The sequence below is a fragment of the Cupriavidus sp. R6-3 genome (assembly GCF_059772245.1).
In genome coordinates, this window is the sequence record NZ_JCBAJO010000075.1 from 1 (window position 1) to 19,940 (window position 19,940).

At 68.2% G+C, this 19,940-nt stretch carries 20 protein-coding genes; 9 read left to right on the forward strand and 11 right to left on the reverse strand.

The features are described from left to right. On the reverse strand, positions 1–691 hold a 691-nt coding region (locus tag AC6EI8_RS13545; RefSeq protein ID WP_498382170.1), incomplete at its 3' end, for a pyrimidine 5'-nucleotidase. Between the two features lie 53 nt (positions 692–744). Further along, a complete protein-coding gene (gene argB, locus AC6EI8_RS13550; RefSeq protein WP_006579752.1) occupies positions 745–1,662 on the reverse strand; it encodes an acetylglutamate kinase in 918 nt (305 codons plus the stop codon). A 199-nt stretch (positions 1,663–1,861) separates the two neighbouring features. Between argB and AC6EI8_RS13555 the strand changes: the two genes are divergently transcribed. Continuing rightward, complete coding sequence (locus AC6EI8_RS13555; protein ID WP_498382171.1) at positions 1,862–2,107, forward strand: cysteine-rich CWC family protein; 246 nt, start codon at positions 1,862–1,864, stop codon at positions 2,105–2,107. 152 nt (positions 2,108–2,259) lie between these two features. Here AC6EI8_RS13555 and AC6EI8_RS13560 read toward each other — a convergent pair whose 3' ends face one another. Continuing rightward, the gene (locus tag AC6EI8_RS13560; protein ID WP_149317261.1) at positions 2,260–2,766 is read right to left on the reverse strand and encodes a DMT family transporter; all 507 of its coding nucleotides are present in this window, start codon (positions 2,764–2,766) and stop codon (positions 2,260–2,262) included. A gap of 100 nt (positions 2,767–2,866) precedes the next feature. On the opposite strand from AC6EI8_RS13560, the gene AC6EI8_RS13565 reads away from it, so the two are divergent. Further along, positions 2,867–3,802: a LysR family transcriptional regulator gene (locus AC6EI8_RS13565; RefSeq protein WP_149317262.1), complete on the forward strand. Its 936-nt coding sequence runs from the start codon at positions 2,867–2,869 to the stop codon at positions 3,800–3,802. Between the two features lie 271 nt (positions 3,803–4,073). Here the strand turns inward: AC6EI8_RS13565 and AC6EI8_RS13570 are convergent, their stop codons facing one another. After that, positions 4,074–4,544 carry a copper chaperone PCu(A)C gene (locus AC6EI8_RS13570; protein WP_149317263.1) on the reverse strand — a complete coding sequence of 157 codons (471 nt, stop codon included), beginning with the start codon at positions 4,542–4,544 and terminating at the stop codon, positions 4,074–4,076. 289 nt (positions 4,545–4,833) lie between these two features. Here AC6EI8_RS13570 and AC6EI8_RS13575 point away from each other — a divergent pair, with 289 nt between their 5' ends. Together AC6EI8_RS13575 and AC6EI8_RS13580 are read left to right on the forward strand one after the other, a co-directional pair. Continuing rightward, positions 4,834–6,201, forward strand: coding sequence for an ATP-binding protein (locus AC6EI8_RS13575; protein ID WP_149317264.1), 1,368 nt, complete (start codon positions 4,834–4,836; stop codon positions 6,199–6,201). Continuing rightward, on the forward strand, positions 6,198–6,821 hold the full coding sequence (locus AC6EI8_RS13580) for a response regulator transcription factor (protein WP_187829130.1): 624 nt from the start codon (positions 6,198–6,200) through the stop codon (positions 6,819–6,821). Before AC6EI8_RS13575 ends, AC6EI8_RS13580 begins: the two co-directional genes overlap by 4 nt. A gap of 190 nt (positions 6,822–7,011) precedes the next feature. On the opposite strand, the gene AC6EI8_RS13585 is transcribed toward AC6EI8_RS13580, so the two are convergent. The 7 genes from AC6EI8_RS13585 to glgX all read right to left on the reverse strand — a co-directional run bounded on the left by AC6EI8_RS13585 (position 7,012) and on the right by glgX (position 14,447). Further along, on the reverse strand, positions 7,012–7,344 hold the full coding sequence (locus tag AC6EI8_RS13585; protein ID WP_149317265.1) for a hypothetical protein: 333 nt from the start codon (positions 7,342–7,344) through the stop codon (positions 7,012–7,014). A gap of 133 nt (positions 7,345–7,477) precedes the next feature. After that, positions 7,478–7,681, reverse strand: coding sequence for a CsbD family protein (locus AC6EI8_RS13590; RefSeq protein ID WP_023264984.1), 204 nt, complete (start codon positions 7,679–7,681; stop codon positions 7,478–7,480). 118 nt (positions 7,682–7,799) lie between these two features. Next, complete coding sequence (locus AC6EI8_RS13595; protein WP_006576302.1) at positions 7,800–8,384, reverse strand: hypothetical protein; 585 nt, start codon at positions 8,382–8,384, stop codon at positions 7,800–7,802. Between the two features lie 256 nt (positions 8,385–8,640). Next, a complete protein-coding gene (gene hslU, locus AC6EI8_RS13600) occupies positions 8,641–9,972 on the reverse strand; it encodes an ATP-dependent protease ATPase subunit HslU (protein ID WP_149317266.1) in 1,332 nt (443 codons plus the stop codon). A 115-nt stretch (positions 9,973–10,087) separates the two neighbouring features. After that, positions 10,088–10,624 carry an ATP-dependent protease subunit HslV gene (gene hslV, locus AC6EI8_RS13605; RefSeq protein ID WP_053820902.1) on the reverse strand — a complete coding sequence of 179 codons (537 nt, stop codon included), beginning with the start codon at positions 10,622–10,624 and terminating at the stop codon, positions 10,088–10,090. 282 nt (positions 10,625–10,906) lie between these two features. Further along, positions 10,907–11,893 carry a tripartite tricarboxylate transporter substrate-binding protein gene (locus AC6EI8_RS13610; protein ID WP_149317267.1) on the reverse strand — a complete coding sequence of 329 codons (987 nt, stop codon included), beginning with the start codon at positions 11,891–11,893 and terminating at the stop codon, positions 10,907–10,909. A 364-nt stretch (positions 11,894–12,257) separates the two neighbouring features. After that, positions 12,258–14,447, reverse strand: coding sequence for a glycogen debranching protein GlgX (glgX, locus tag AC6EI8_RS13615; protein ID WP_150082742.1), 2,190 nt, complete (start codon positions 14,445–14,447; stop codon positions 12,258–12,260). A 230-nt stretch (positions 14,448–14,677) separates the two neighbouring features. Here glgX and AC6EI8_RS13620 point away from each other — a divergent pair, with 230 nt between their 5' ends. From AC6EI8_RS13620 to AC6EI8_RS13640, 5 genes are all read left to right on the forward strand, one after another. Then, on the forward strand, positions 14,678–15,223 hold the full coding sequence (locus AC6EI8_RS13620; RefSeq protein WP_226108013.1) for a Fur family transcriptional regulator: 546 nt from the start codon (positions 14,678–14,680) through the stop codon (positions 15,221–15,223). Beyond that, positions 15,211–16,299 carry a CobW family GTP-binding protein gene (locus tag AC6EI8_RS13625; protein WP_150082741.1) on the forward strand — a complete coding sequence of 363 codons (1,089 nt, stop codon included), beginning with the start codon at positions 15,211–15,213 and terminating at the stop codon, positions 16,297–16,299. Before AC6EI8_RS13620 ends, AC6EI8_RS13625 begins: the two co-directional genes overlap by 13 nt. Before the next feature lie 423 nt (positions 16,300–16,722). Further along, positions 16,723–17,412 carry an RNA polymerase-binding protein DksA gene (gene dksA, locus AC6EI8_RS13630; protein ID WP_223819530.1) on the forward strand — a complete coding sequence of 230 codons (690 nt, stop codon included), beginning with the start codon at positions 16,723–16,725 and terminating at the stop codon, positions 17,410–17,412. Positions 17,413–17,621: 209 nt separating this feature from the next. Further along, positions 17,622–18,941: a zinc metallochaperone GTPase ZigA gene (gene zigA, locus AC6EI8_RS13635; RefSeq protein ID WP_498382172.1), complete on the forward strand. Its 1,320-nt coding sequence runs from the start codon at positions 17,622–17,624 to the stop codon at positions 18,939–18,941. After that, positions 18,931–19,563, forward strand: coding sequence for a hypothetical protein (locus tag AC6EI8_RS13640; RefSeq protein WP_498382173.1), 633 nt, complete (start codon positions 18,931–18,933; stop codon positions 19,561–19,563). Before zigA ends, AC6EI8_RS13640 begins: the two co-directional genes overlap by 11 nt. Positions 19,564–19,940 lie beyond the last annotated feature (377 nt).

Consider the following 19,940-nt stretch of genomic DNA (forward strand, 5'->3'; position numbering starts at 1 on the left):
GGGCCGCGCCCGCGGGCACGTCATGCGGCCGGCTCGGCGTCATCGAACGCAGATAGCCGGTGATCCACGCGGTGCGTATCCCCAGGCCAGCATAGCGCTTCAGGTGCGAGACCGTGTCCTCGACCAGCACGGCACGGCCGGGCGCGATCCGCAGCCGGGCCAGCAGGCGGCGCAGCATGCGCCGATCCGGCTTGGGCCGCAGATCGCCATGGACCCACATCTGCTCGATGGCGATCACGCGCTCGAAGCAGTGCTCGATGCCGGCCACCCGCATCACCGCGCGCGCATAGTCCTGCGGCGCGTTGGTCAGCAGCACCTTGCGGCCCGGCAGGCGGCGCAGCTGGGCCGCAAGGCCGCGGCGCACGCGCACCATCTGCGCGATATCGGGGAATTCGTGCGCGGCGCGCAGGAAGTCGGCCGGGTCGACGCCGTGATGGCGGATCATGCCGAGCAGCGTCGCGCCATAGCGCTTCCAGTAGTCGACCCGCACGCGGCTGGCGGTGGTCTCGTCGCAGGCCAGCACGCGCGCGACGTAGGCCGTCATCGCGGCATTGATCGCCGGGAAGATCGCGTGCGAGGCGTCGTGCAGCGTGTTGTCGAGATCGAACAGCCAGACCGTGTCGCCGGCGTTGTTGCCGGCCGGCCGATGCCGCAGGCGGAGGGGGGAGCGGCGGGAGGCGTGGGAAGGCACGAGGGGAAGGCGCCGCGCCGCCACAGCGGCCGCGGGCGCCTGGTTGCGGTACGTCAGTGCGAGCGGATCATGGTGCCGAACGCCTGTTCGGTCAGGATTTCCAGCAGCAGCGAATGTTCGATGCGGCCATCGATGATGTGCACCGAGTTCACGCCGCTCTTGGCGGCGTCCAGCGCCGACGAGATCTTCGGCAGCATGCCGCCCGAGATGGTGCCGTCGGCGAACAGCTCCTCGATCTCGCGCGCCGACAGGTCGGTCAGCAGATTGCCCTTCTTGTCCATCACGCCCGGGATGTTGGTCATCATCACCAGCTTCTCGGCCTTCAGGATCTCGGCCATCTTGCCGGCCACCACGTCGGCGTTGATGTTGTAGGCCTGGCCGTCGTCGGAGAAGCCGATCGGCGAGATCACCGGGATGAAGGCGTCGTCCTGCAGCGCCTTGACCACGGCCGGGTTGATCGCCTCGATGTCCCCGACATAGCCGATATCGATGAACGCCCCCGGATTCTCGCGGTCCGGCATCTTCAGCCGCTTGGCGCGGATCAGGCCGCCGTCCTTGCCGGTCAGGCCGACCGCCTGGCCGCCGTACTGGTTGATCAGCATCACGATGTCCTGCTGGACCTCGCCGCCGAGCACCCACTCGACCACTTCCATGGTCTCTTCGTCGGTCACGCGCATGCCCTGGATGAAGGTGCCGACCTTGCCGACCTTCTTCAGCGCCTCATCGATCTGCGGGCCGCCGCCGTGCACCACCACCGGGTTCATGCCGACCAGCTTCAGCAGGATCACGTCGCGCGCGAAGCCATGCTTGAGCTTCTCTTCGGTCATCGCATTGCCGCCGTACTTGACCACGATGGTCTTGCCATGGAACTTGCGGATGTAGGGCAGCGCCTCGGCGAGGATCTCGGCCTTGAGGGCGGGGGCGATGGCGGCCACTGCGGTTGCGGTGGGCCCGGAGGTATCGGAGGTCATGGCAATCCGTGAAAATCGACAGGTATCATGGCAACGCGGCGCATCCGGCGCCCCGCGGCAGGCGCCCGAATTTTACAAGAAACGGGGTGCCGCGCTAGCGACAGGGCCGACCGGAGCCTGCGCAGGGCGCGAACGGTGCGTCCGACGGCCCATCGGCCGTTCTTTTCATGCAACAACCACGCCAACGGAAACCACTGCGATGCCAGGCAAAGGCGGGGGCCGTCCGGCCTCGGGCACCGATCCTGCTGCCGTGCTGACCGGCCAGTTGCGCCCCGTCGAGCAATGCGCGGCCTGCGGGACGCGCTTCGTCTGCGGCCATGCCGCGGGCCTGCCGCACTGCTGGTGCGCGACGATGCCGCTGCTGCCGGCGCGGCTGATCGTGCCGGGGCAGCACTGCCTGTGCCCGGATTGCCTGCGGGCCCGGCAGGCGCAAGCCGGAGCGTGAGCCAGTGAGCCAGTGAGCCAGCGAGCCAGCGAGCCGGTCAGCGACGCGGATCCTCCATCGGACCCTGGCATCTCAAGGCCAAGCAGGCGCGGGCCGAAGGGCCGAAGGGCGGAGCCGTTCAGCGATCCGGCTTTCCCATCGGTCCTGCCGTCTCAATCCAGCGCCGCGCCCACGCGCGCCGGTCCGCTCCACTGCATCGCCACTACCCCCAGCACGATCAGCAGCGCGCCGCCGAGCCGCGGCGCCGTCAGCTCCCGCACCGGGAAGCCGGCAAGGCCCGCATGGTCCATCCATAGCGAGGCCAGCATCTGGCCGGCCACCACCGCCGCGATGAAGCCGCTGGCCCCGAGCCGCGGCGCCAGCATCAGCGCGGCGGTCAGATAGAACACGCCGACCGCGCCGCCGATCCACATCCACGACGGCCCGCTCGCCCAGCCGGCGCCGGGCGGGCCGACGCGCAGGGCCAGCATCAGCACCACCACCACCGCCAGGCTGACCAGCAGCGACACCAGCGTCGCCCACAGCGGATGGCCGAGCGCGCGGCCCAGCGCGGCATTGGCGCCCGCCTGCAGCGGGATCATCGCGCCGGCGAGCGCGGCGATCAGCACCGGCAGCGCGGCCGCCAGGACCGGACCGACGGGATGAGACGAAGACAGCATGCGCGGACCTCCTCTGTTCGTTCGAAAAAGAGACCGCGCCAGTCTGCCCCTACGCCGGATGGATTTCCAATTCTGGTTTCTAACGTTTAATATTCGCCGGATGAATAATCTGCGCAACGTCGACCTGAACCTGCTGGTCGTGCTCGAAGCCCTGCTGGCCGAGCGTCATATCTCGCGCGCCGCGCTGCGTCTGCATCTGAGCCAGCCGGCGGTCAGCCACGCACTGGCTCGCCTGCGCCAGTTGCTGGACGACCCCCTGCTGGTGCGCGGCCAGGGCGGCCTGGTGCTGACCGCGCGGGCGCACGAGCTGTCCGGTCCGCTGGCCGAGGCGCTGGCGCAGGTGCGCATCCTGCTGGGCCCGTCGGGCTTCCAGCCGGCCACGGCCCGCCGCACCTTCCGTCTGGCGATGTCGGACTACGGCGCGATGGTGGTGCTGCCGAACCTGCTGCGCGCGGTCCGCAAGGCGGCGCCGGGCATCGAGCTGGTGGTGACGCAGGGCAGCCGCGAAGCGATGTCGGCGCAGGTGGCCGACGGCGAGGTCGATCTGGCGCTGGGCGTGTTCGTCTATCAGCCGGAAGGCGTGCGCATGGCCGCGCTGTTCGAGGAACAGTACGGCTGCGCGGTCGATGCCGCGACGGTGCGCGACCATGGCCGGCTGGACCAGGTTGCCTACCTGGCCCGCTCACACGTGCTGGTGGCCGCCCACAGCGAGAAGGTCGACCCGATCGACGCGGCCATCGCCAAGCACGGCGGGCGCCGCAAGATCGCCTGCGTGGTGCCGCACTGGAGCGTCGCGCCGGCGCTGATCGCCGGCACCAACCTGGTCCTGACCACGGCCCGGCGCAGCCTGGCGGCGCTGGAGGACGATCCGCGCTTCGCGGTGTTCGAGCCGCCGTTCGCGTTCCCGGGCTTTACCTTCAGCGCGATCTGGCACGAGCGCAACGACGCCGATCCGGGGCATGCATGGCTGCGCGAGCGGCTGCTGGCGGTCGGCGCGGGCCAGGGGCTGGACGAGGCGATCAGCCTGCGCGGTTGATCTGCGCGGTTGATCCGCGCGGTTGATCTGCGCGGTTGATCTGCGCCGTTGATTTGCGCCGTTGAACAGCGCGATCGAGCGGCGCGACTGAAGCGAGTGAGCGGCGCGGATTAGCGGCGCGACTGAGCGACCCGACTGAGCGACCCGACTGAGCGACCCGACTGAGCGACCCGATTGACCGACCCGACTGAGCGGCGCGGATCGGCCGCGGCGGATCGTCCGGTTGCTTGCCCCGGCGATCCGCGCCCTCGCGTTTCAGAGAGCCAGTGTTTCAGTGCTTGTGGTTCGCCGCCGCGCCACCGCCGTGCGCGGGCGCGGTCAGGCCGCGCACTTCGGCCTCGACGCGCTGCTCGATCAGCTTGCCGCCCTGCTCGAACTTCAGCGTGACGGGCACCTTGTCGCCCGCATTCAGCGGCGCCTTCAAACCGAGCAGCATCACGTGGTAGCCGCCGGGCTTGAGCTCGACGTCCTCCATCTTCGGCAACGGCAGCGCGTCGAGCGCGCGCATCCGCATCACGTTGCCTTCCATCTTCATCTCGTGCACCTCGGCGGTCGCGGCCACCGGCGTCGACACGCCGACCAGGCGCGCGTCCTTGTGCGCGTGCAGCGTCATGAAGACGCCGGTGGCGGTCTGCGCCGGCACGGTGCCGCGCGCCCAGGCATTGCGGATGTCGACCTGGGCGAACGCAGAGGTGGAAATCAGCGCGCAGCATGCGGCGGCGGCGAACAGCTTGGCTTGCATCTCTATCCTTTCTCGGTGCAATTCATTCAAACGAGGCGGTCCAGCGGAGGCGGGAAGTCCGGGTAAATGCGTCCATGCAAATGCGTCCGCAAAAGCCTCGGCGCAAGAACGTCCGCGTAAGAACGCGATTAGACCATGAACCGCCGCAGGCGCCAGGGCCGGTGCGCGAGACCCGGCACGCGGGCCCATGCGGCGCAATCCGCCAGTCTGGCAGTGCCGCCCGGCGTGACCAATGCGGCATGGTGTCGCACAACACAGCCGCACGCGGCGCCATTGCTACACTCGCGGCATGACGACGACCGCCCACGCTGCCGCATCTGCCGCCCCATCCGCCGGCGATCCCATCCGCGCGCAAGGCCTCGGCGCAGACAGCCTGCTGAGCCTGCGCCGGGTGTACTGGCTGCGCTGGGCCATCCTCGGCGGACAGGCGCTGCTGCTGGTCTGCGCCGAGACGCTGGCCGGGCTGCAGCTGCCCTACCGGCCGCTGCTGACGATCTTCGCGCTGCAGGCCGTCTTCAATCTGCTGACCGCCTGGCGGCTGCGCCAGCATGCGCGCGCCGGCTCGGTGCCGGGCGACGCCGAGCTGATGGGACAGTTGCTGGTCGACCTGACCGCGCTGTCGGCGATCCTGTTCTTCACCGGTGGCGCCACCAACCCGTTCGTCTCGTTCTATCTGCCGGGACTGGCGCTGGCGGCCGCAATCGTGCCGTGGCGGCAGGTGGTCGCGCTGGCGCTGTACGCGCTCGCCTGCTATTCGCTGATGCTGTTCGAATACGTGCCCCTGCACCTGCACAACCCGGACAACGCGGTGGTCTACCACCTGGTTGGCATGTGGCTGAACTTCGTCGCGAGCGCGGTGATGATCGCGCTGTTCGTCGCGCGGCTGTCGGGCGTGCTGCGCGAGCGCGAGGCGCAGCTCGCCGACGCGCGCGAGCGGCTGCTGCGCGAGGCGCGGGTCGAGTCGCTGAACGCGCAGGCGGCGACGGTCGCCCACGAGATCGGCACGCCGCTGGCGACGCTGGCCGTGATTGCCGGCGAGCTGCGCGCCGACGCCGCCGACCCCGCCCGTGGCGGCACCGCGATCCGCGACTACCTGCCCGACCTGCATACGGTCGAGCAGCAGCTGACGCTATGCCGCGGCATCCTCGCGCGCTTGCGCGAAGCGAACCGCGCCAGCGCCCTGCAGCCGGTCGGGCATTGGCTGCCCGCCTTCGCCGACGGCTGGCAGTTGCGCCATCCGCAGGCGCGCATCGAGACGATGATCGCCGCGGAGGCGGCCGACGTGCCGATCGAGCCGGCGCGGACCGGGCAGATGCTGACGATCCTGCTCGACAACGCCGCCCGCAGCCAGCAGACCGCCGGGCGCGGCGACCTGCCCCTGCGCCTGTCGATCACGATGGAACCGCGCAGCGCGCCGCGCGAACTGCTGCTGCGCGTGATCGACCATGGCGCCGGCATGCCCGCCGCGCTGCGCGCGCGGCTGGGCGAGACGCCGGTGGCGAGCACGCATGGCGGCCAGGGCATCGGCGCCTATCTGGCGCAAAGCGTCGCGCGCCAGATGGGCGGGCGGCTGCTTTGGCAGGACCGTCCCGAAGGCGGCACCGTGGCGGAGCTGCGGCTGCCGGCAACCCCCGATTCCTCGGAGCATGCGGCATGACTCTACCGTCGAACGTTTCCCTCTCCCCTGCCGTTGCCACCGGCAACGACACCGGCGCGCCCTTCCTGGTGATCGACGACGACCCGGTGTTCTCCGACACGCTGGCACGCGCGCTGACCCGCCGCGGCTTCGCGGTCGAGGTCGCGCACAACCGCCAGCAGGCGCTGGCGCTGGCCGAGAGGACCGCGTTCCGCTATGTCACGCTGGATTTGCATCTGGCCGCGGGGCCCCAGGCCGGCGTGACCGCGCCGGCAGACTCGGGGCTGCAGCTGGTGGCGCCGCTGCGCGCGATGCTGCCGCGCTCGCGCATCCTGGTGCTGACCGGCTACGCCAGCATCGCCACCGCGGTGGCGGCGGTCAAACAGGGGGCGGACGAATATCTGGCCAAGCCGGCCAACGTCGATTCGATCCTCGCGGCGCTCAAGTCTGGCATCTCGGAAGAGGCGGCCGAGGCCGCGCTGGAGGATCCGCTGCCGTTGTCGGTGCCGCGGCTGGAGTGGGAGCATATCCAGCGCGTGCTGGCCGAACACGGCGGCAACATCTCGGCGACCGCGCGGGCGCTGAACATGCATCGGCGCACGCTGCAACGCAAGCTCGCCAAGCGGCCGGTTTCGCGGTAGGGATTCGATGGGCGACGTTGCGCACGAGGTCGTTGTGCGCGTCCTAGTGCGCGGCGTTGGGCGCGTCCTGGTGCGCGGCGTTGGGCGTGTCGTTGGGCATCAAACGGACGCAAGAAAAAAGGGCCTGCGATCGCAGGCCCTTCTCCTTTCCTGCATCTTCATCGCCTCGCGGCCATCGCCGCGCGGCGGCTCACAGGCGCAGTTGCACGTAGTCCCAGCCGAGGTCGTCGCCGCCGTTGACCGCACCGCCGTTGTCCGCGCGATTGGCGAGGCCGGTCGGACCCGCCGTGCCGCCATTCGCGCTCGTGCTGACCCGCAGCGCATCGAATGCATGCCGGTTCGAGCGGGCGCCGTACTCGGCGGACTCGCTGACGAACACCGCACGCGAAACCCTGACCTTGCCGTCGCCCGTGGCCGCATCGATGCGCGTGGCTTCGCTGCGGTCCGGCACGGCGCACAGGAACGCTGTCGCCCCGGCCAGCCCGGCCAGTACGCCCGCCGACATCAAACCGATATGCTTCATTCTGGACCTCCTGCTTGCGGCCAACCTGCAGCCCAACGAGGCGCAAGCATCTCATCGTCGCGGCGGCCGTGCCAGCCTGCTTACCAACGCTTACCTGGCTTACCAGCGGTCAACGGATGTCACGAGACGGCCATTACCAGCGCGTGTCGCGCTCCCATTCGCGCATTTCCTCCTCGGCGCGCTCCTTGGTGTAGCCATAGCGCTCCTGGATCTTGCCGGCGAGCTGATCGCGCTTGCCGTTGATCTGCGTGAGGTCGTCATCGGTGAGCTGGCCCCACTTCTCCTTGACCTTGCCCTTGGCCTGCTCCCATTTCCCTTCGATCTGATCCCAGTTCATGATCTGCTCCTCGATCTCGATTGATAGGTTCGATACGTTCGCGTGGTGCTTCGCCCGATACGGCTTCGCTTGATAGGGCGATGTTCAGCCGGCCGCGTCGGCCGCGGCCGGCCGTTCATCAGCGGTTGTACTTCGCCTTGACGTCGGCCTCGCAGCGATCCTTGGCGTCGCCCGACATCGCGTCGCACTTCTCCTTGTCCGCCTTGTAGGCGGCGTCGCTGGTGTCCTTGCGAGCCTCGCGGCGCGCCTCGGCCACATCGGTACGCGTGCCGCCGCCGGCGGCCGCGCGGGTCGTCTTGGCCTCGCCCAGCGCCTTCTCATGCGCCGTCTTGGCTTCCTTCACGCAGACGTCCTTGTCGTTGCCCTTCTTGTCGTCGCAGCGTTCCTTCGCGACTTCGTACTCGCGGTCGGCCTTGACCTTCAGCACCTTGGCCCGGGCAGCCTCGGTGCCGTCGCGGCGGGCTTCGGCCTCGGCCTTCGCCACGTCGCGGTCGCGCTTGGCCTCGGCCTCGCAGACATCCTCGGCGTTGTCCTTCATGGCGTCACAACGGGTCTTCGCATTCTTGTAGTCAGCGTCGGCCCGCGAGACGGCGGCGTCATAGTCGGCGCGGGCGCCGGACGGCGCGCTCTGCGCCAGCGCAAACCCTGCCGGTGCGGCAACCATCATCGAACACACTGCAGCAGACAGCCATTTCTTCATCATGTCGCGCTCCTGTCGTCATCAAACGGTCAGAGGTCGCAAGGCCCGACGCTGGCGTCCGCCTTGCTGTCTCGTCGTATATGAAGGTTATGTGGCGAGCGCTTTTCCAAGCAGGCGGGGGCTTCCGAAAGCCGAGTAAGACGATTCCCACATGAGATGGACGGGTCACTGCAGCGCGACAGGGTCGAAAAAAATGCGCCTTCTCATCGCTGAGAAGGCGCACTTCGGGGAGGCGCTTTCGGGACGGGATCGCGGACGCCTACAGCACGTAGCGCGACAGGTCCTCGTTGGTCGACAGGTCGCCCAGCCGTTCGTCGACATAGGCGGCGTCGATGGTCACGGTCTCGCCGCTCGAGCGGGTGGCGTGGAACGACAGATCCTCGAGCAGGCGCTCCATCACCGTGTACAGCCGGCGCGCGCCAATGTTCTCGACCTTCTCGTTGACCGAGTGGGCGATCTCGGCCAGGCGGCGGATGCCGTCCGGCGCGAACACCAGCTCGACCTGCTCGGTCGCCAGCAGCGCCTGGTACTGCTTGGTCAGGCTGGCGTCGGTCTGCGTCAGGATCGCCTCGAAGTCGGCCACCGACAGCGATTCGAGCTCGACGCGGATCGGGAAGCGGCCCTGCAGCTCGGGGATCAGATCGCTCGGCTTGGACAGGTGGAACGCGCCCGAGGCGATGAACAGGATATGGTCGGTCCGGATCATGCCGTACTTGGTGCTGACCGTGGTGCCCTCGACCAGCGGCAGCAGGTCGCGCTGCACGCCCTGGCGCGACACCTCGCCACCGCCCAGTTCGCTGCGGCTGGCGATCTTGTCGATCTCGTCGAGGAACACGATGCCGTTCTGCTCGACGTTGGCCAGCGCCTTGTGCTTCAGGTCCTCGTCATTGACCAGCTTGGCGGCTTCCTCGTCGATCAGCAGCTTGAACGCTTCCTTGACCTTCATCTTGCGGCGCAGCTTCTTGCCTTGCCCGAGGCCGGCGAACATGCTGCGCAGCTGCTCGGTCATGTCCTCCATGCCCGGCGGCCCCATGATGTCCAGGCTCGGCACCGCGGCCGCGACCTCCAGCTCCACTTCCTTGTCGTCGAGCTGGCCCTCGCGCAGCTTCTTCCGGAAGACCTGGCGGGTGTTGGAATCCTTTTCCTCGGGCTGGGCGAAACCGATGTCGCGCGGCGGCGGCAGCAGCACGTCGAGCAGGCGGTCCTCGGCGGCATCCTCTGCCTTGGTGCGCACCTTCTTCATCTCGGACTCGCGCGTCTGCTTGATCGCCATTTCGACCAGGTCGCGCACGATGGTGTCGACGTCGCGGCCGACATAGCCGACCTCGGTGAACTTGGTGGCCTCGATCTTGATGAAGGGCGCGTCGGCCAGCTTGGCCAGGCGCCGCGCGATCTCGGTCTTGCCGACGCCGGTCGGGCCGATCATCAGGATGTTCTTCGGCGTGATCTCTTGGCGCAGCGGGTCGGCCACCTGCTGGCGGCGCCAGCGGTTGCGCAGCGCCACCGCGACGGCCTTCTTGGCCTTGTTCTGGCCAATGATGTGTTTGTCGAGCTCGGAAACGATTTCCGACGGAGTCATGGTGTGGGACATGGGTCTCGGTATCCGGGTATCCGTTCAATGAAGGCCGGCCGGGGCGCCACTACCGCGCAATGGCGCGGTGGGACGCCTGGCGGGCGTCACGTGCGGGGAAGCGTGATCCGGACGCTCACTCGAGCGTCTCGATGACGAAATTGGTATTGGTGTAGATGCAGAGCTCGCCGGCGATGCGCAGCGATTTCTCGACCACGTCCTTGGGCGAGAGCTCGGTGTTCTCCATCAGCGCCTTGGCCGCCGATTGCGCATAGGCCCCGCCGGAGCCGATCGCCGCGATGCCGCCTTCGGGATCGAGCACGTCGCCGTTGCCGGTGATCACCAGCGTGGTGTCGCGGTCCGCGGTGATCAGCATCGCCTCGAGCCGGCGCAGCGCGCGGTCGGAACGCCAATCCTTGGCCAGATCGACCGCTGCGCGCGTCAGATTGCCCTGGTACTTCTCCAGCTTGGCCTCGAAGCGATCCAGCAGCGAGAACGCATCGGCAGTGCTGCCGGCGAAGCCCACCAGGACCTTGCCGTTGTAGATGCGGCGCACCTTGCGTGCGGTGCCCTTCATCACGATATTGCCGAGAGTGACCTGACCGTCACCGCCCAGGGCAACCTGGTTGCCGCGCCGGACGCTGACGATGGTAGTGCCGTGATACTGTTCCATGGTGGCTTCTGAGTTGGGTTCAGGCAGCTACTTGGCGGCGGCCTGACGGAATTCAAGGGCGGCAGCCGACGGTGCCCGGCGAGGCGCATCCGCCTCCCGCTCCGGCCGCGTCTCCCCAATATAGACGGCCGCCACGGCCCCTTTCCGCTCCCCCGCCCCCAAGGCACAGAGCTTTCCACCATGCAAAACAAAAGGCCACGCGTTGCCACGTGGCCTCGGTTGCCATTGCCGTCCGCCGCGCCGCGCTGAAGGCGGCGGCGAAGCGGTCAGCGTCGCGTCGACTCAGTCCGCATAGACGCCGGCCTTGCGAATCACCGGGGTCCACTTGTTGATTTCGTTGCCGAGGAAGGTCTTCAGCGACTCCGGCGTGGCGCGCTGGGCCGGCACCGCTTCGGCGCCCAGTTCGGCCATCTTGGCGCGGAAGCCCGGATCGGTCACCGACTTCTGCAGCGCAGCCGACAGCTTCTCGATCACCGGCTGCGGCGTGCCCTTCGGTGCGTACATCGCGTGCCAGATCTTGACCTCGATGTTCGACAAGCCCTGCTCGGCCGCGGTCGGGATGTCCTTGAACGCCTCGACGCGGCGCGGCTGCATCGCGGCATAGGGCTTGAGCGCATTGGCCTTCAGCTGGCCGGCGATGTTGGTGGTCTGGTCGCACATCAGGTTGACCTGGCCGCCCAGGATATCGGTCAGTGCCGGCGCGGTGCCCTTGTACGGCACCGTGGTCAGCTCGGTCTGGATCGCGCTTTGGAACAGCAGGCCGCACAGGTGCGAGGCCGAGCCGATGCCGGCGTTGGCGAGCGACAGCTTGCTGGCGTTGGCCTTGATGTACGGCAGCAGATCCTTCAGCGTGTTCGGCGGCAGGTTCTTGTTGCCGACCAGCACCATCGGCACGTCGGCGATTTCGCCGATGTACTCGAAGTCCTTCAGCGGATCGAAGCCCAGGTTGCGGTACAGCGCCGGGGCGGTCGACATGCCGATATGGTGAATCAGCACGGTGTGGCCATCGTTCTTCGACTGGGCCACCTTCTTCGCGCCGATCGTGCCGCCGGCGCCGCCGAGGTTCTCGATCACGATGGTCGCGCCCAGATGCTTGGACATGACCTGCGCCAGCTCGCGCGCTACCTTGTCGGTCGGGCCGCCCGCGGCGAACGGCACCACGGCCGAGACCGGCCGGCTGCCCGGGTAGTCCTGCGCCTGTACCACGCCAGGCAGACCCAGTGCGGCGGCCGCGAGGGCGGCGGCCACGGTTTTTGCAACGTGTTTCATTATTTCTCCTGATTTCCCCGACTTCCCGTCGTGCAGACTGCCATGCCGCCCAGCCACCGTGGCGGCGTGGGCCGCCTCACCGGAGGCCGCGGCTTGGAGCCGCCATGCTATCAACGGCGACTTACCCGAAATATCAGGAAATACCCGGGCTGAAGTGGGCCAATGTAGGGCCGATGTAGGGCCGAAGTGGGGGTCGACGCGAGGGCCGGAGCGGGCGCCGAAGCGAAGGCCGAAGCGAAGGCCGAAGCGGGCACCGAAGGCGAGCCGAAGCGCGGCCGTTGCGGGGCCGCACCGAGGCCGAATCACGGCCTAAGCAGAGCCGACGCGTTCGCAAGCCGGCCGCCGGATCGGCCCCGCATCGAGGTCATTGGCTGCCCCGGCCCGGTTCGACGTCCTCCGTCAGCACGCCTTCCAGCCGCTCGAACACGCGCCGCGTCGCGCCGCGCGCCTCCAGGGCGAACAGCAGCAGCGAGCGCCCGGTGACCTGGTAGACGTCGCCGGACGAGAACTCCGGCAGCTCCTCGCGCACCGGCATGTTGGTGTCGATCAGGCAAGTCCACTGGTCGCTGCCGGGTATCTGCGGCAAGGTGAACTCGACCACGTCGTGATAGGCATTGAACACGAGCAGCAGCGTCGCGTCCGAGGCCGGTCGGCGGATGCCGGTGGCGCGCGCGCGGCCGTCGATGACCAGGCCGAAGCAGCGCATCGAGGCGTCGTCCCAATGTTCCGGCGTCAGCTCGTCGCCCGCGGCGCTGATCCACTTGACGTCGGCCACCCCCAGTTCGTCATCGACCTCGCCGGTCAGGAAACGGCCCCGCCGCAGCACCGGCAGTGCGCGCCGCAGCGCGGTCAGCTTGCGCACGAACTCGATCAGCCCGCGGCCGCGCTCGTCGATCTCCCAGTCGACCCAGCTGATCTCGTTGTCCTGGCAATAGGCGTTGTTGTTGCCCTGCTGCGTGCGGCCGAACTCGTCGCCGGCCACCATCATCGGCGTGCCCTGCGAGAACAGCAGCGTGGCCAGCAGATTGCGCTTCTGGCGCTCGCGCAGCTCGACGATGTCGGGGTCGTCGGTCGGCCCTTCGGCGCCGCAGTTCCACGAGCGGTTGTCGCTGGTGCCGTCGTTGTTGTCCTCGCCGTTGGCGTCGTTGTGCTTGTCGTTGTACGAGACCAGGTCGTGCAGCGTGAAGCCGTCGTGCGCGGTGATGAAGTTGACGCTCGCCCACGGCCGCCGCCCGCTGTGGTTGAACTTGTCGCCGGAGGCGGTGACGCGCGCCGCCAGTTCGGGCGCAATGCCCTCCTCGCCGCGCCAGAAGTCGCGCACCGTGTCGCGGAACTTGTCGTTCCACTCGGCCCATCCGGCCGGAAATCCGCCGACCTGGTAGCCGCCCGGGCCGCAGTCCCACGGCTCGGCGATCAGCTTGACGCTGGACAGGATCGGGTCCTGCCGGCACGCCTTCAGGAAGCCGCTGCCATAGTCGAAGCCGCCGGGCTCGCGCCCGAGGATGGTGGCCAGGTCGAAGCGGAAGCCGTCGACCTGCATCTCGGTGACCCAGTAGCGCAGGCTGTCCATCACCATCTGCAGCACGCGCGGATGCGACAGGTTCAGCGTGTTGCCGGTGCCGGTGTCGTTGATGTAGTAGCGCTTCTCGTCCGGCATCAGCCGGTAGTAGGACAGGTTGTCGATGCCGCGGAACGACAGCGTCGCCCCCAGCTCGCTGCCCTCGGCCGTGTGGTTGTAGACCACGTCGAGGATGATCTCGAGCCCGGCCTCGTGGAAGCGGTCGATCATCTGCTTGAGCTCGCCGACCGCGCCCGGCCCCCGGGCAAAGAAGCGCGGATCGGGCGCGAAGAAGCCGATCGTGTTGTAGCCCCAGTAGTTGGTCAGGCCCTTGTCGAGCAGGTGGCTGTCGTTCAGGAAGACATGGATCGGCAGCAGCTCGACGGAGGTCACGCCCAGCGCCTTGATATGGTCGATCACCGCCCGCTGACCCAGTCCCTCGAAGGTGCCGCGCATCGCCTCGGGGACCGCCGGATGGCGTTTGGTATAGCCGCGCACGTGGGTCTCGTAGAAGATGGTCCGCTCCCACGGCACGCGCACGCTCAACGGGTGCTCCCAGGTGAAGGCCTGGTCCACGACCTGGCACTTGGGCATGAAGGGCGCGCTGTCGCTCTCACTGAAGCTCAGGTCGTCCTGGCCCATTTCATAGCCGAACACCGCCGGGTCCCAGCGCAGTTCGCCGACGTAGGCCTTGGCATACGGGTCGAGCAGCAGCTTGTTCGGATTGAAGCGATGGCCGTTGGCCGGATCGTAGGGCCCGTGTACGCGATAACCGTAGACCGCGCCGGGCGCCAGCCCCTGCACGCGGACGTGCCAGACCTCGTCGGTGTATTCGGGCAGCGCGATGCGCTCGATCTCCCGTTCGCCGTTCTGGTCGAACAGGCACAGCTCGACCTTGCTGGCATGGGCGCTGAACAGCGCGAAGTTGACGCCGTCGCCGTCCCAGGTGGCGCCCAGGGGAAACGGCAAGCCTTCGCTGATGGTGTGGTTGGACATGGCGTGCGGCACTCCCGTGTGGAAACGATGGTCCGGAGCACGGCGCATGCCCGGGCGCCGGCCATGGGACACAGGCCGGCGCTTCCCATATTTCCCGCCACCGGTCCTGTAGCGTTGTCAAAACTACAGAGGCGCGGCGATCGGCCGCCAGCTCGGGCCATGAGGCTCCCGGGCGGCCCGCTCTCGCAACTGAATTGCATCTCCGGGGGCACTATGGTTAAATCGCCCCCATGTCTTCGCCCACTCCCAGCCTGCCGGCCGCCGTCGATGCGGCACAGGAACGCCTCCGGGCGTTGGGTGCGCGCGTCACGCAACCGCGCGTCTGCATCCTGGCTTGCCTGATCGGCAGCGACATTCCGCTGACCCACCAGGCCGTGATCGACCGCCTTCCCGGCGGCGCCGAGGCAATCGACCGCGTCACCGTCTATCGGGTGCTCGACTGGCTGGTCGAGCAGGGGCTGGCGCAAAAGCGCGCCGGCAACGACCGCGTGTTCCGCTTCAGCCTGATCGAACATGAGGCGGCGCGCGCCGAGGTCCATCGCCGGCACAGCCATTTCCATTGCAGCCGGTGCGACCGCACCTTCTGCCTCGACGCCGACAGCGCGCCGCCGCGGCAGGCCGCGCCGCCCGTGCCGAGCGGCTTCGCGGTCGAACACGTCGAATTGACCGTCAACGGCATCTGCGCCGAATGCGGCGCGCGCACCGTGGCCGACGCGCCCGCCAACGGTGCCGTTGATGCTTCCCCCCATCCCGGAGAACCAACATGTCCAAACTGATCCCGGTCACGATCCTGACGGGCTTTCTCGGCAGCGGCAAAACCACGCTGCTCAAGCGCATCCTCAACGAACAGCACGGCATGAAGATCGCCGTGATCGAAAACGAGTTCGGCGAGGAGAACATCGACAACGAGATCCTGGTGCAGGACGGCCGCGAACAGATCGTGCAGATGAGCAACGGCTGCATCTGCTGCACGATCCGCGGCGACCTGGTGCAGGCGCTGTCGGACCTGATCGGCCGCCGCGACGCCGGCGAGATCGACTTCGACCGGGTCGTGATCGAGACCACGGGCGTGGCCAACCCCGGCCCGGTGGCGCAGACCTTCTTCATGGACGACGAGATCGCCTCGCGCTATCTGCTCGACGCGGTGGTCACGCTGGTCGACGCCAAGCACGGCAACCAGCAGCTGGACAAGCAGGAAGAGGCGCAGCGCCAGGTCGGCTTCGCCGATGCGATCTTCATCACCAAGGCCGACCTGGTGTCGGCCGACGAGCTGGCCGACCTGCGCCATCGCGTGCTGCAGATGAACCCGCGCGCGCCGATCGGCACCGCCCATTTCGGCGAGGCGCCGATCGACTCGATCTTCGACCTGCGCGGCTTCAACCTGAACGCCAAGCTGGAGATCGACCCGGACTTCCTGCGCGCCGAGGAACACGAGCACGACCATGACCACGAGCATGGCGAGCACTGCGGCGCCGACTGCGGCCATGACCATGATCACGAACACGCGCACGACCACGGTCACGGCCACCACAACCACCACCATCATCACCACCACACCGACCGCATCGGCTCGTTCGTCTTCCGCAGCGACAAGCCCTTCCACTACGGCAAGCTCGAGGAATTCCTGTCCGGGATCCTGACCGTCTACGGCGAGAAGCTGCTGCGCTACAAGGGCGTGCTCTATATGGAAGGGGTCGACCGCAAGGTGGTATTCCAGGGCGTGCACCAGCTGATGGGCAGCGACATCGGCGGCAAATGGGAGGACGAAACCCCGAGCACCAAAATGGTGTTTATCGGTGTCGACCTGCCCAAGGACGCCATTCTGAAGGGCCTGGCCAACTGCCTCGCCTGATTATCGGTGCCCGCCGCAGGCCCGCTCCGGGCCTCGGTTTCCGTCATGCAAGCGCCATGCAGGCGCCCTGCTTGCCGCACTGCGGCACCCGGATGGGTGACACGGCGCCGCCGCTGCACGGTGATACGCAGCGTGCGCGGCTCGGTGAAACACCGAATATCCGGTCCGGTTTTCCACCGTATCTCCTGGTAATTTGTTCAAGTACAATAAGCCGGATGTGATGCGGGCAGCGCGGTCTTGCCGCCGCCTGCGTCGTATGCAGGGCGGCGGTTGTCGTCAGCATCAGACGGCCGTCCTCCGGTGCGGCCGCTGTGCTCGTGCGATGGCCGTCGAACGCGCGGGATCTCGTGCCGCAACGTTTCAGGCGTTGCCGCTGGGGCAACGACGCCGACCGATGTCGACCGACGCCGAGAAAGGGATCCCATGGTAGCCGCAGCAAAAACCAAAGAAAGCCGCAGCAAAACCGCTGGTGCTGCGGCCGCTACGACGAAGGCGCAGGGACAGCAAGCTGCGCCTACCCCCCGGAACGGCTCGGCGCAGGCCGGTACCGGAGCGGCAAAGGGAGGCACGCGAAGCAGCAAGACTGCAGCAGCCAGCCAGAGTGAAACGGTCGAACCGCGCAAGCGGACCGACACTGCATCCGCGCGGAACACGACGCCGCCGGTCGCATCAACAAGAGAATCAGCAGCAACCATGAGCAGCAATAAACTTCTGACTGAAGCTGAAATCCTGAAGATGGACGACAAGGACTACATGAACGAGGCCCAACTGGCCTTTTTCAAGAACCGCCTTGAACAGCTGCGCGACGAAATCCTGAAGAACGCCGACCAGACCACCGAACATCTGCGCGAAACGGTCATCGTGCCGGATCCGGCGGACCGCGCCACGATCGAAGAAGAACATGCCCTGGAGCTGCGCACGCGCGACCGCGAGCGCAAGCTGCTGAAGAAGGTCGAACAATCGCTGGCCCGCATCGAGTCGGGCGAATACGGTTGGTGCGAGGAAACCGGCGAGCCGATCGGCGTGCCCCGCCTGCTGGCCCGCCCGACCGCGACGCTGTCGCTGGAAGCCCAGCAGCGCCGCGAACTGCGCCAGAAGCTGTTCGGCGATTGAGGCCTGCGCCCCTCGATCTGCGCTGTCAACGGCCCGGAACTCCGGGCCGTTTGCTTTTGTACGCGAGACAGACCCGAGCCGTCGCCGAGAGGCGACAGCGAAGGTGCCGCGGCCTCGCATTTCTGCTACAGTCGCAACCTTGTTGCAATAAGCCGGCGATCCGCCCTGCGCGCCGCCGCGCGACATCCCCCCTCATCCTCCAGATCGCCATGGCCGACCGTCTTCCCGTCACCGTATTGGCCGGCTTCCTCGGCGCCGGCAAGACCACGCTGCTGCAGCATGTGCTGGCCAACCGCGAAGGCAAGCGCGTGGCGGTCATCGTCAACGACCTGGCGGACGTCAACATCGATGCGCGGCTGGTCGGCGAAGGCGTGCTGGCGCAGGCCGGCGAGCGCCTGGTCGAGCTGTCCAACGGCTGCATCTGCTGCACGCTGCGCGAGGACCTGCTGGTCGAGATCGCCGCGCTGGCGCGCGAGGGGCGCTTCGACTATCTGCTGGTCGAATCGACCGGCGTGGCCGAGCCGCTGCCGATCGCCGAAACGTTCACGTTCGAAGACGAGCACGGCCACGCGCTCGACAGCCTGGCCCGGCTCGACACCATCGTCACCGTGGTCGACGCCGCGCATTTCCCGCAGGACTTCGACGAGGCCGACTATCTGCGCGACCGCGGCCAGGCCCGCGACGACGAGGACGACCGCACCGTGGTCGATCTGCTGATCGAGCAGGTCGAGTTCTGCGACGTGATCGTGCTGAACAAGATCGATCTGGTCGACGATGCCGAGCGCGAGCGGCTGATGGCGCTGCTGCACGTGCTGAACCCGCGCGCCGAGATCGTGCCCGCCAGCTTCGGCAAGGTGCCGCTCGACAAGGTGCTCGACACCGGCCGCTTCGACTTCGAAGCCGCCGCGGCCGCACCCGGCTGGCAGGCCGAACTGCGCGGCGAGCATGTGCCCGAGAGCGAGGCCTACGGCATCGGCAGTTTCGTCTACCGGCGCCGCCGCCCGTTCCACCCGCGCCGGTTCGCCGACCTGATCCATACCGAATGGCTGCGCCAGCATGGCAACGTGCTGCGCTCGAAGGGCTTCTTCTGGCTGGCGAGCCGCATGGAAGTGGCCGGCAGCTGGAGCCAGGCCGGCGGCGTGTGCCGCCATGGCGGTGCCGGTGCCTGGTGGGCCGCGGTCGATCGGGCCGACTGGCCGCAGGACGACGACACGCTGGCCGCGATCCGCGCCGACTCGGAAGTCGACGGTGCGCCGGCCCCGTTCGGCGACCGGCGCCAGGAGCTGGTGCTGATCGGCCAGAACATGGACCGCGCCGCGCTCGAGGCCGCGCTCGATGCCTGCCTGCTGACCGATGCCGAGATGGCGGCCGGGCCCGAGGCCTGGGCCGCCTACGATGATCCCTTCCCCAGCTGGGAAGACGCCTTCGGCGACGGTGACCACGATCATCACGAACATGATCACCGTCACGATCACGATCACGATGGCGGCCCCTGCGACTGCGGCCACCATGGCGGACATGCGCACTGAGTTGCTGCGCAAGCTGCGGCGCCGAGGCACAGGCCGCCTGACCGGTGGACTGTGGGCCTTGTGGCTGGTGCTGTGCCTGTTGCTGGCCCAGCACGCCGGCCTGGTTCACCGCATCCAGCATGGCGGCGCGCCGGTCGGGCTGATGTCAACCGGGCTGATGTCAACCGGGCTGATGTCAACCGGGCTGATGTCGTCCGGCTTGATGTCGGCCGGGCTGACATCGTCCGGCTTGATGTCGGTTGGGCTGACGTTGGCCGGGCAGGCATCGCCCACCGCCGCTGCGACCGCGACAGCCGCGCGCGACGACGCCTCCGCCTCCGCCTCCGCCTCCGCCTCCGCCTCCGCCACCGATGCCGATGCCGATGCCGATGCCGATGCCGATATCGACACCGGTACCGGCACCGACCGCCACGCACCGGACAGCGCGCGCGCATCGACCCACTCGTGCGTGCTGTTCGACGCGGCCACGCAGGCCCCCGGCGCCTGCGGTGCGCCACCGATGCCGCTGCTGTCGCACGGCAAGCCGCTGGTGCCGCCCGGCATCACCTGGCGCTGGCCCCACGTGCCGCCGCAGCGCAGCTTCCTGACGCGCGCCCCACCCGCTTCGCTCGCCTTCGCCTGAGCCCGGCCGCCCTCGCGGCCGCTTGTTGACGACCCGGCGATCCCGACGTTCGACCACGCTGACCGGCACGACTCCCCGGACATGCCGCCGACATCCCGCCGACATCCCGGCGACATCCCGGCGCCATGCTGGCGACAGGCCCGCACTCCCATGCCATCGCGGCGGGACGTGCCTTGCCGCGCCAGCCGGGCAATCAGTCAGCGATCGCGCCGATCGCCCCCCGATGTCCTTCGCATCGCGAGCCATGAATCCGACCCTGCAACGCACCGCCGCCGCACGCCGTTCCTCTCACGCTTCGGTCCGCCCGACGTACGACCTTCTGCAACACCTGACGCAAGACCTGTCGCATCGGCTTGGCACCCGCCTGACGCCGCTGG